This is a genomic window from Streptomyces longisporoflavus (genome assembly GCF_014649775.1).
Lineage (GTDB): Bacteria > Actinomycetota > Actinomycetes > Streptomycetales > Streptomycetaceae > Streptomyces > Streptomyces longisporoflavus.
In genome coordinates, this window is the sequence record NZ_BMTR01000053.1 from 1 (window position 1) to 11,638 (window position 11,638).

Annotated in this window: 10 protein-coding genes; all 10 read right to left on the bottom strand. The window is 69.0% G+C overall.

The genetic code is table 11. The features are described from left to right. Window positions 1–1,330: 1,330 nt before the first annotated feature. Window positions 1,331–2,557: an MFS transporter gene (locus IE226_RS41640; RefSeq protein WP_190086736.1), complete on the bottom strand. Its 1,227-nt coding sequence runs from the start codon at window positions 2,555–2,557 to the stop codon at window positions 1,331–1,333. Between the two features lie 196 nt (window positions 2,558–2,753). Next, a complete protein-coding gene (locus IE226_RS41645; RefSeq protein WP_190086737.1) occupies window positions 2,754–4,190 on the bottom strand; it encodes a nucleobase:cation symporter-2 family protein in 1,437 nt (478 codons plus the stop codon). A gap of 137 nt (window positions 4,191–4,327) precedes the next feature. Then, the gene (locus tag IE226_RS41650; RefSeq protein WP_190086757.1) at window positions 4,328–5,686 is read right to left on the bottom strand and encodes a nucleobase:cation symporter-2 family protein; all 1,359 of its coding nucleotides are present in this window, start codon (window positions 5,684–5,686) and stop codon (window positions 4,328–4,330) included. 351 nt (window positions 5,687–6,037) lie between these two features. Continuing rightward, entirely contained in the window at window positions 6,038–7,426 is a 1,389-nt protein-coding gene (locus IE226_RS41655) for an 8-oxoguanine deaminase (RefSeq protein ID WP_190086738.1), read from the bottom strand. Window positions 7,427–7,474: 48 nt separating this feature from the next. After that, entirely contained in the window at window positions 7,475–8,887 is a 1,413-nt protein-coding gene (locus IE226_RS41660; protein WP_190086739.1) for a nucleobase:cation symporter-2 family protein, read from the bottom strand. 67 nt (window positions 8,888–8,954) lie between these two features. Continuing rightward, complete coding sequence (gene pucL / locus IE226_RS41665) at window positions 8,955–9,878, bottom strand: factor-independent urate hydroxylase (protein WP_190086740.1); 924 nt, start codon at window positions 9,876–9,878, stop codon at window positions 8,955–8,957. Window positions 9,879–9,883: 5 nt separating this feature from the next. Then, window positions 9,884–10,273, bottom strand: a complete 390-nt coding sequence (uraH, locus tag IE226_RS41670; protein WP_190086741.1) for a hydroxyisourate hydrolase — start codon at window positions 10,271–10,273, stop codon at window positions 9,884–9,886. Then, window positions 10,273–10,785 (bottom strand): 2-oxo-4-hydroxy-4-carboxy-5-ureidoimidazoline decarboxylase, encoded by a 513-nt coding sequence (gene uraD, locus IE226_RS41675; RefSeq protein WP_190086742.1) that lies wholly within the window; start codon window positions 10,783–10,785, stop codon window positions 10,273–10,275. Before uraD ends, uraH begins: the two co-directional genes overlap by 1 nt. Window positions 10,786–10,934: 149 nt before the next feature. Continuing rightward, window positions 10,935–11,303, bottom strand: a complete 369-nt coding sequence (locus IE226_RS41680; protein WP_190086743.1) for a helix-turn-helix domain-containing protein — start codon at window positions 11,301–11,303, stop codon at window positions 10,935–10,937. Next, entirely contained in the window at window positions 11,300–11,560 is a 261-nt protein-coding gene (locus IE226_RS41685; RefSeq protein ID WP_190086744.1) for a thiamine-binding protein, read from the bottom strand. The genes IE226_RS41680 and IE226_RS41685 overlap by 4 nt, the downstream gene beginning before the upstream one ends. Window positions 11,561–11,638: the final 78 nt, after the last annotated feature.

An 11,638-nucleotide genomic window follows, 5' to 3' on the forward strand; every position in this document is an offset into this window, starting at 1 on the left:
TTGCAGGAAAGTCCCACGCCACGCCGGGCGGAGGGCGAATACGGCGGGACTTTTCTGCATTCCTGCGTGGGGCCGGGGGGTGGGGCACCAACTTTGGCAAAGTTGTGTTCTGGCAGGCGGGGGGCGCGCGGCGTGCGCGATGCGCCGTCTCGGGAGCCGGAGTCGGAGTCGGAGCCGGAGTCAGGTACCGGCACCCGGCACCCGCTGGGGCGACCCGCTCGCGACTGGCGGCTGCCACCCCGGGCATCGCCTGGCGCGACCCGCTGCTGTCTGGCGGCTGGCGCGCCCCGCTCTCAGCTGGCGACTGCCGCCCAGGGCGCCGGCTGGCGCTGCCCGCTCTCGCCTCGCGTCTGCCGCCCGGGCGCCGGCTGGAGCGCCCCGCTCTCCCCTGGCGGCTGCCACCTCGGGCATCGGCTGGGGCGGTTCGCTTTCGGCTGGCGGCTGCCGCCCCGGGCATCGGCTGGCGCGACCCGCCGCTGTCTGGTGGCTGCCGTCCGGGCACCGAGCCGTCGCTCTCTGCTGGTGGCTGCCGTTCTGGGTGCCGGGGCCCGACTCTCGCGGGGTTGCCGCCCCTCCAGCGCCACGGGCGCCCCCCGGTGGCGACAGACCGTTCGCTTGCCGGACAGGCGCCTGCTGGAGGGCCCGGCATCTCATCCCTGGGGGCGCATCGCGCGTGCCGTGCGCCCCTCTTCTCTCGAAACGCAACTTTGCCAAAGTTGGTGCCCCACCCCCCGGCCCCACACCGGAATGCAGAAAAGTCCCGCCGTACTCGCCCTCCACCCGGCGTGGCGTGGGACTTTCCTGCAAACCCCGGCGGTCGGGCGCGTGGCCCGCCGACACCGGCTGACCTCGACGATCCGGTCGTCAGTCGCTTGACGAGACCGGCACCGGTTCCCGGAGCGGCCGCGCGCCCCTCACCCGCTGATGGCAGCCGCCCCCAGCGAACCAGGGCTTGACGCTTGACGAGATCAGCGCCCGTCCCCGGAGCGGCCGCGCGCCCCTCGACCGCTGGTGGCGGCCACCCCCGACGAACCAGTCCGCAGCCGCTTGACGAGACCCGCACCCCGAGCCAGCGGGCTGCGCACCTCATCCTCCGCCGGTCGGCCCCGACGGACCAGTCCGCACCCGGCAGGAATGCAGTCGATCCCACGGCGCCTGGTCGAGAGTCCCGCCCCCGGGCCGTCCGGTCGTCTTCCCTCGCGCGGTGGAGGGGCGGGTGTCAAGGGTGGAGCGGAGCGGAATCGGCGCAGCCGACGCGACGTAGGAGCGCCCTTTACGCCCGGCCCGGAACCGCCAAACTCCCGAGAACCGGACGGCACCGGCAACCAATTCAACTCCGGTCCAGCACAGCCCCGCCGCGCCCCCACATACGCACCGGCGCCGTAACCGCCGCCGCCAGCACTGCGATACATCCCCCGAGCACCATCACCACCGTGGTGGACGTCGCGTCCAGCACCGTTCCGCCTGCCAGCGCGCCGAGCGAAAGCGTCGCCTGGAACGACGACGTGAACAGCACCGTCCCCGCCTCGGGCGCATCCGGCGCCGCCGTCGCGAACCACGTCTGCGAGCAGACCGGCACCGCTCCGTACGCGGAGCCCCAGACCAGTAGCAGCACCAGCGCGCCGAGCCTCCCCGTTGCGAGGACGGGGAGCAGCAGCGTTGCGAAGGCCAAGAGGCACGCGGCCGCCGTGTACGTGAGGCGCAGGTCCCGCCGCACCCACGTACCCGCGAGGAAGTTGCCGGCGATGCCTGCGACGCCGTACGCCAGCAAGAACAGGGTGATCGTCCGCGGGCCCGCATGTGTCACCTCCGCCAGGAACGGCGTGACGTACGTGTACGTGCCGAAGTGGGCCATCACCACGAGGAACGTCGCTGCCAGACCGACCCTGACGCGAGGCGTGCCTAGCAGGCCGCGAAGAACCCCCAGCCGGGTGACCTTCACCGGCGGCAGGGACGGCACGGACACCACCAACGCGGCGAGTACGACCAGCGTCACGACACCCATCACCGTGAACACCGCCCGCCAGCCAGCGAGTTGGCCGAGCAGAGTACCTGCCGGCACCCCGATCACCGAGCCGAGCGGGACCGCGGAGAAGATCACGGCGGTCGCCCGGCCGACCTGCGCCTCGGGGACCAGGCGCGATGCGAGGCCCGCGCCGATGGACCAGAAGGCGCCGATGACGAGGCCGACGAGGACGCGGGAGACCAGCATCAGCCAGTAGCCGGGCGCCACGGCGGCGAGGAAGTTCGCGAGGGCGAGCACCAGGATCAGGGCGCAGAGCATGCGGCGCCGGTCGACGCGTCCCGTGGTGACCGTCACGGTCGGGGCGGCGACGGCGGCGAGGATGCCGGGCAGGGTCATCATGAGCCCTGCCGTGCCGTCCGAGATGCCGAAGGTGTCGCCGATGGGTGTCAGCAGGCCGATCGGCAGGATCTCGGTGGTGACGATGGAGAAGATCCCCAGCGTCACGGCGATGACGGCCGGCCAGCCGCCGGGGTGCGTGCGACGCCCGGAGGGGACGTCGGTGGACAGGGGTGGCGTGGTGGGTGCGGGCATGCTCCCGAGTTCAGCAGCGCCGCCCGGCCCCGGTCCGGCAGGTCCGCGACATCAACGCGCCGCGACGAGGGTGACGCCGGATTCCCGCTACACCAACGCGCCGCAGCAAAGATGACGTCGATTCCCGCGACACCATCCGCACCGCGGCAAAGGTGACGCCGGTCCCCGCGCGCCACCCACCTCGCCCCAATGCAACTCAGTGCGTGACCGCAGGCTCCGGTTCCGTCGCACTCGCCTTGCTGCCGAAGTGGTTGAAGGCGAGGTTCAGGGCCACTGCCAGCAGGCAGCCCGTGGAGATGCCGGATCCCAGGACGATCTGGGCCCAGGCCGGGAACGCGTCGTAGAAGCCGTCCGACAGAGCGGGGGCCAGGCCCGCGCCCAAGGTGACCACGACGATCAGGGCGTTGTCGCCGCGGTGCAGGTCGGCCTGGAGCAGGGTCTGGATGCCGCTGACCGCGATGGAGCCGAAGAGGAAGAGGCTGACGGCGGCCAGGACCGGCATGGGGACGACCGAGATCAGTGCCGCCGCCGCGGGGCTGAGGCCGATCAGGACGAGGATGGCGCCGCTGAGCGCCACCACGAAGCGGCTGCGCACCTTGGAGATCACGACCAGGCCGATGTTCTGCGCGAACGCGCTGGCGTGGAAGGCGTTGAAGAGCGGGCTCAGCGCCGAGCCGAGCGCGTCGGCACGCAGGCCGCGCGCGATGGTCTTCTCGTCGACCTCCTTGTCGACGATCTTCCCGAGGGCGATCATGTCCGCCGTCGACTCCGTCAGAATCACCAGCATCACCACACACATCGAGATGATCGCCGGGATGTTGAACTCCGGTGCGCCGAAGTGGAGCGGGGATGGAATGCCGACCAACGCCGCGTCGTCGAGCTTGGAGAAGTCGGCCAGGCCCATCGGGATCGCGAGCAGCGTGCCGAAGATCATCGCGAAGAGCATGCTGATCTGCTTGAGGAAGCCGCGCGTGAAGCGCTGGAGCAGCAGCATGACCAGGACGGTCGCGCCCGCGAGGCCGATGCTGCCCGGCTGCGGGGTGCCGCTCGGCGAGTCGTCCACGATCCAGTCGTACGCGACCGGGATGAGCGAGACGCCGATCAGGGTGATGACCGATCCCGTCACCACCGGCGGGAAGAAGCGGACCAGGCGTGAGAAGTACGAACTGACCAGGAAGCCGAAGACGCTGGAGACGATGATCGCGCCGAAGACGACCGGCATGCCCGCCTCGACACCGCCCTGTGTCGTGATGATCGTCAGCATCACGCCGACACCCGCGAACGAGACGCCGTTCACGAAGGGCAGGCGCGAACCGATGAAGTTGCCTATGCCCAGGGTTTGGAGCAGCGTCGCAATGCCCGCCATAAGGAGGCTGCCGCCCATGAGTACGGCCGTGTCCCCCGGCGACATCTTGGCGGCGACGGCGACGACGAGCGGGACCGAGACCGCACCCGCGTACATGGAAGCGACGTGCTGGAGGCTGGCGACGAGCATCCGGCCCGGCGGCAGGATCTCGTCGACCGGATGAACCCCGGAATGGACCTCGGGATGAACCTCAGGAGCCGGATCGGCCGGTGCGGCGGCCGGATCGGCCGTTTCGGCCTTCCCGGCAGGGCGGTGCTGAGAACTCATGGGTGGCGCTTCTTCCGTGTGCGTGACGCCGGAAGTCGGCCCTGCCGCGCGGGAGTTCACGAGGCGCGCGGCGGGACCGACCATCATTCCGACTGGAAAGTAACTTCCGCGATGCGGGCGGCGTCACGCACGTTACGTCAGTGGGCCCCCGCTGGGGAAGACCCTTCGTGCACCCTCTGTTCAGCGATTTCTCCCCCCGGCTCCATCGGATTGGTCACCTCGTCGTCCTCGCCCCGCTTGCCGATGTGGTTGAAGACGAGGTTGAGCAGCACGGCCGCGACACAGCCCGTGGAGATGCCCGAGTCGAGGATGATCTTCGCGGTCTCCGGGAACGCGTGGTAGAACTCCGGCGCCGCGATCGGAATGAGGCCGACGGCCAGCGAGACGGCCACGATCAGGACGTTGTTGTCCCGTTCCAGGTTGGCCTTGACCAGGGTCTGGATACCGCTCGCCGCGACCGAACCGAAGAGCACGACGCCCGCGCCGCCGAGCACCGGACGCGGTACGACGGCGATGAGCGAGGCGGCCATCGGGCACAGGCCCATCAGGACCAGGAAGCCACCGCCCGCGGCGACCACGTACCGGCTGCGGATCTTCGTCATCGCGACCAGGCCGATGTTCTGCGCGAACGCGCTGCACATGAAGCCGTTGAAGAGCGGGCTGACCGCCGAGCCGAGGCAGTCGGCGCGCAGTCCGGCCGCGATGGTCTTCTCGTCGGCGGGGCGCTCCACGATCTCGCCGAGCGCCAGCATGTCGGCGGTGGACTCGGTCATCGAGACCACCATGACGACGCAGAGGGAGACGATCGCCGCCGCCGCGAACTGCGGGGCGCCGAAGTGGAACGGCGTCGGGAAGCCGACGATGTCCGCGTCACCGATCGGGCTGAAGTCCGTGACACCGAACGGGATCGCGACGAGCGTGCCGAGGACCAGGCCCAGGAGTACGGCGATCTGCTTGACGAAGCCGGTGGTGAAGCGGCGCAGGAGCAGCACGATCACGAGGGTGAGGCCCGCGAGGCCGAGGTTCTTCATCGAGCCGTAGTCGTCGGCTCCCGGAACCGGCCCCTGTGCCCAGCCGAAGGCCACCGGCATCAGCGAGATGCCGATGAGCGTGATGACCGTGCCGGTCACCACCGGCGGGAAGAAGCGGACCAGCTTCGAGAAGAACGGCGCCGCGATGAAGCCGAGTACACCGGCGACGATGACCGCGCCGAAGATGATCGGCAGCGCGTCGTCCTTGTTGTCGGTCGATTCGACGACCGCGATCATGGGGGCGACGCCCGCGAAGGTGACGCCGTTGACGAAGGGCAGGCGGGCGCCGATCTTCCAGATGCCGAGCGTCTGGAGGAAGGTGGCGAGGCCCGCGGTGAACAGACAGGCGCCGGTCAGGAAGGTGAGTTCCTTCGCGGAGAGGCCGATGGCCGCGCCCACGATGAGCGGAGGGGCGACGACGCCCGCGTACATGGCCGCCACGTGCTGGAGGCCGGTCGTCGCCATCTTGAGCGGCGGAAGCTTCTGGTCGACGGGGTGTGTCTCTTGTATTCGGCTTTCGCCGTCGACGTCGGATGGGTCTGGGGTGTTGCCTTGCTTGGTGAACCCGGGCTGAGTGGCCACTGTGGCTCCTCCGGTTGTTTTCCAGTACGGGCGGCGTTGCCGGCACTTTTCGCTTCTGGGAGGTGGTGCGTGGTGCAAGGGCTTGCTCGGTATGAAGTTGTGGTGGTGCGCCCAGGTAGTACTGACCGCCCCGGGAACGCGAAGCTTTGGGCCACGTTCCGGGGCGGCACTTGAGCAGCCCGCTCGGCTGCTCAAGTCCGGTCAGGGGCCGTCCCCCCTGACCGGAGTTCTTGGTCAGGCCTCCGCGGCGATCCGCGCGAGGCGCTGTGCCTCGTCCCGCGCGGAGCGTGCGACGGCGTCCTCGTCGACGTTCAGGAGACGGCCGTTCTCGACGACCGGCTTGCCGTTGACGAGGGAGAGTGTGACGGGGGCCGCCGCGCCGAAGACGATGGCGGTCACCGGGTCGGCGATCGAGGAGTGCCCGATGCCGTCGATCTTCCAGAGGACCAGGTCGGCGAGCTTGCCCGGCTCGAGCGACCCGATCTGCGTGGCGCGGCCCAGGACTTGCGCGCCGCCGAAGGTGCCCAGACGCAGTGCCTGACGTGCGTTCAGGGCGGCTTCGCGGTGCGCGCCGAGGCGGTTGATGAGCAGTGCGTTGCGCAGCTCGGTGTGCAGTTCGCCGGACTCGTTGGACGCGGTGCCGTCGACGCCGAGGCCGACCGGGACGCCGGCCTTGAGCATGTCGGGGACGCGGGCGATGCCGGCGGCGAGGCGGGCGTTGGAGGAGGGGCAGTGCGCGACGCCCGTGCCGGTACGGGCGAATGCGGCGATGTCGGAGTCGTTCATGTGGACGCAGTGCGCCATCCACACGTCGTCACCGAGCCAGCCCGTCGACTCGAAGTAGTCGGTGGGGCCCATACCGAAGAGCTCGTGGCAGAACTTCTCCTCCTCGACCGTCTCACTGCCGTGGGTGTGCAGTCGTACGCCGAGACGGCGTGCCAACTCGGCCCCCTGCTTCATGAGTTCGGTGGAGACGGAGAACGGCGAGCAGGGGGCGACGGCCACCTGCGTCATCGCGTCGAAGGACGCGTCGTGGTGCTTCTTGACGGTCTCCTCGGTCGCGGCGAGCGCGCCTTCGAGGGACTCGACGGCGAAGTCCGGCGGCAGGCCGCCGTCCTTCTCGCTGCGGTCCATGGAGCCGCGGGCGAGGGTGAAGCGCACCCCCATGTCGCTCGCGGCGCCGATGATGGCGCCGGACAGGTCGCCGGAGTCCTTCGGGAAGACGTAGTGGTGGTCCATGGCGGTGGTGACACCGCCGCGGGCCATCATGCCGAGCGAGCCCTGCGCCGCCGCCTTCACCATCTGCTCGTCGATGCGCGCCCAGGTGGGGTAGAGCGCGGTCAGCCACTGGAACAGGTTGTGGTCGGTGGCCAGGCCACGGGTGATCCACTGGTAGAAGTGGTGGTGCGTGTTGATCAGGCCGGGGGTCACGAGGTGACCGGTTCCGTCCACGCGGCGTACGACGTTCTGAAGGCCCTCGGGAGCCTTCCCGGCGCCGATGGACTCGATCTTGTTGCCGGCGACGACGACGTACCCCGACGCGTACTCGGTGTCGTCGGCGTCGACGGTCGCGATCGCACAGTTCTCGATGATGATGCGCTGCAGGTCTGCCGGTGCTGCCATGGTGCTTCTTCCTTCATGTGTTTGTGGCGATGTGGGCACGGCATGACCCTAGGAAGATTTGAGTGCCGCGGCGGCGGGGCCGCGGGTGCCGAGATGGTTGAAGAACAGGTTGAGCAGGACCGCGGTCAGCGCTCCCGCACTGATTCCGGAGCCGAGGACGGTCTGCGCCCAGGCCGGGAATTCGGCGTAGAAGGTGGGCGCGGCGAGCGGGATGATGCCCGCTCCGAGCGCGACGGCCACCAGGATGATGTTGGAGCTGTCGTCGAGTCCCGCCTCGGAGAGCGTACGGATGCCGCTGACCGCGATGGAGCCGAAGAGGACGATGCCCGCGCCGCCGAGTACCGGCATGGGGACCACGTTGACGACGGCACCGAGTACGGGGAAGGCGCCGAGGACGATGAGCGCGCCACCGGCGACGGCGACGACGTAGCGGCTGCGTACCCGGGTCAGGGAGACGACGCCGACGTTCTGCGCGAAGGCCGAGGTCGGGAAGCCGCCGAAGACGGGGCCGAGCAGCGTCGCGATGCCGTCGGTGCGCAGACCCCGGGTGATGGTCTTGCCGTCGGTCTCGCGTTCGCAGATCTCGCCGAGGGCCAGCATGCCGGCCGCCGACTCGGTCATCAGGACCAGCATCACGATGCAGAGGGAGAGGATCGCGGCGGGCTGGAAGGTGGGGGCGCCTGCGGCGAACGGTGTCGGCAGCGCGGCCAGCGGCGCCGACTGCACGGAGGTGAAGTCGGCCATCCCGAACGGGATCGCGGCGAGCGTACCGATGAACATGCCCGCGAGCAGGGCGACTTGCTTGAGGAAGCCGCGCCCGAAGCGCTGGAAGCAGAGGATCACGACGAGCGTGAAGGCGGCGAGCGCCAGGTACTTCATGTCGCCGAAAGTCGGATCGGTGTCGTCCCCGCCCTGGGCCCACTTCACGGGTACGGGCATCAGCGTGACGCCGATGAGGGTGATGACGACGCCGGTGACCAGCGGCGGGAAGAAGCGCAGGAGTCGGCCGAAGAACGGGCCGATGGCGAGGCAGAAGATGCCCGCGACCATCACCGCGCCGTAGATGGCCGGGAGTTGCTCGCCTTTGGCGTTGGTCTCGGCGATGGCGAGGATGGGCGCGATACCGGCCGACGAGGCGGCGTTGACGAAGGGGAGCCGGTTGCCGACGAATCCTTTGACGCCGAGCGTCTGGAGGATGGTGGCGAGTCCGGCGATCAGCAGTCCCGCCGCGATGAGCCGGGTCTGGGCCACGGTGTCCAGACCGCAGGCCTGCCCGATGATCAGCGGCGGTGTGACGACGCCCGCGTACATGGCGGCGATGTGCTGGAGTGCGGCGGGGACGAGCCGCGAGGGGTGAAGCTTCTCGTCCACCGGGTGACAGTCGGCAGTTGACGTGCCGTCGGTCATCTCCGATGGGGTGGAACACGGGCCTTTCGCCGGCCCCTTTGCAGGCTGTGCCATTGCTGCTGTTCCCTCCGGTGTGGCGCGCCCCCGTCCGCTGCGGACGGGCGGGGGCGCGCGTCCCGCGTCAGAGGTTGGTCATGTCGACCGGGATCTTCGGCTCGACCCCGTCCCTGAGAACCGTGGCCTCGATGAGGCCGTAGGGGCGGTCAGCCGCGAAGTAGACCTCGTTGTCGTTCTTCAGCCCGAAGGGCTCGAGGTCCACCAGGAAGTGGTGGTTGTTCGGCAGCGAGAAGCGGATCTCGTCGATCTCGCTCCGGCTGTTGATGACGCGCGAACCCATTTGGTAGAGGGTCTGCTGCAGCGAGAGGGAGTACGTCTCGGCGAAGGCCTGCAGGATGTGCTTCTTGGCCTGCGCGTACGACTTCTCCCAGTTGGGCATCCGGTCCGCGTCGCTGGTCCAGTTGTAACGCCAGGCGGCGGAGACGTCGGTGCACAGGATGCGGTCGTACGCCTCCTTCAGCGTCGTGTACTTGTCCTTGACGTAGCCCCAGAACTCCGAGTTGGTGGAGTTCATGACGGTGAGGTCCTTGAGCCCGGAGATGATCTCCCAGTTCTCGCCGTCGAAGGTGATCTGCGTGGTGCGCAGTTCCTGGCCCTTGCGGGCGAAGGAGTGGTTGACCTCGTCCGAGCCGATGAACTTGGAGTTGTTGTCCGAGGTCGCGATGCGCTCCCAGGAGTACTCCTCGATCCGGATGCGCGCGACCTTGATCGGCTCCTGGGACGTCACGAAGTGCCGGGCCAGGTGGATGCCGAACTGCTCGGCGGACTCGATGCCGTACTCCTTGGCGAACGCGTACACCGTGTTCTTGGTGGTGTCCGTCGGCAGGACGTTGGCGTTCGAGCCGGAGTAGTGCACGTCCTCCATGTCGCCGGAGAGCGCGACCGAGACGTTCAGGTCCTTGATGTGGTGGGTGTCGCCGTCCCGCGTGATCTTGACGACGCGGTTCTCTGCTTTGCCGTACTGGTTCTGGCCGAGAATCGTGGGCATGTCTGCTAGCTCCCTCGGTAAACGGAGTAGCCGAACGGGTTGAGCAGCAGCGGTACGTGGTAGTGCTCGCCCGGCGTGACGGCGAACGTGATCGCCACCTCCGGGAAGAACGCACCGCTGTCCCTTACGCGGGGGGCGTCCTGCTGCGCCTCGGCTTGCTTCTTGGAGAAGTAGGTCTCGACCTCGAAGTCGAGTCGTACGTGGGTCGTGCCCTCCGGCAGGGCCGGGAGGTCCTTGCAGCGCCCGTCCGCGTCGGTCGCGGAGCCGCCGAGCGCCACCCACTCGGCGTCGCGACCGCCGCGGGCCGCGAGCGAGATGGCGACGCCCTCGGCGGGGCGGCCGACGCTGGTGTCCAGGATGTGCGTGGACACCGAGGCGGTGGTGTCAGTGCTCATCAGTCCTTGTCCTCTTCCACGAGACGGGTAAGCCGGATTCGGTTGATCTTCCCGAGTTCGGTGCGCACGATCTCGCGCTCCTGCTCGGCGGTGTTGCCGATCCGGGTCTTCACCGCATCGCGCATCTGCTCACCGGTCGCGCCGGTGGCGCAGATCAGAAAGACATGACCGAACTTCTCCTGGTAGGCCAGGTTCAGTTCGAGCATCTCGGCCTTGAGCTCTTCGGAGGCCCCCGCCATGCCGCGCTGTTCGCGGGACGACGTCGGGTCTCCCGGCTTGGGGCGGCCGATCGGCGGGTGCCCCGCCATCGCCTCGGCCAGATCCTCGTCGGTCAGCTCGGCCATGGCGGCGTCGCTGGCGGCGAAGAGGGCTTCGACGGTGGGGAAAGGGCGCTGGGAGAGCAGTTTGCTTCCCCAGGCCGATGAGGCGCAGGCCTCGTGGAGAGCGGCGGTGGCCGCGGACTCCGGTGCCGCATTGAACCGGGCGAGGCCCAGGGTCGTACTCGAAGTCACGGGTGCCTCCGTGGCCTTGTGCTGATCGGGCTGCCGATAGCTAACGCCAGCGGAAACACCACGTCAACACTTTGTTGAAAACTTCGAGTAACAAAGGCCGCCGTCCGGTTTCCGGACGACGGCCTTCCAAGCGGCTCTGACCTGGGGTTTTACGTAGAACGGTTGAGGTAGTTGTAGACAGTGAACCTACTGACGCCCAGCGCGCCGGCGACCGTCTCCACCCCGTGCCGCACGGCAAAGGCACCGCGTGCCTCCAATATCCGCACAACTTCCTGCTTGGCCTTGCGGTCCAGCTCGGACAGGGGCTTGCCCCGCTTGCGCTCCAGGGCGAGCAGGATGTGGTCCAGGGAGTCCGCTAGCTGGGGCAGGCGTACGGCGACCACGTCCTGGCCCTGCCAGGCGAGGACGACATCGTCGGCGCCCGCCTCGTCGGGGGGCATCATTTCGCCGCCCATGGCGTCGACGAGCGGCTTGACCGCCGCCACGAAGGGGCCGTGGTCGTCAGCGGAACCGGTCATTCGACGGCCTCCCCCGACTCGCCGAGCACGTTGACCTGGAGCGATACGCGCGTGGCACCCGCATCCAGAGCCTTGCGGACCAGCGCGTCGACGGCCGTAAGCACCTCGTCGGAGCCGCCCTCGGCGGTGTTCCCGAAGGGGCCGACGTCCACCGCGTCGAGGCCGGCCCCCTGGATGACCTCACGGGCCACCACGGCGTGGGGCGGCGCCTCGTCCAGGTCGAAGGGTTCGGTCGTGAACTCCACTCTCAGTCGCATTGTGCTCCCATACCATCCCTCTGACCTGCACGTTTACCCGGCCGCTCGGGCCGCCACACAGGTGACCCTAGCCCACCG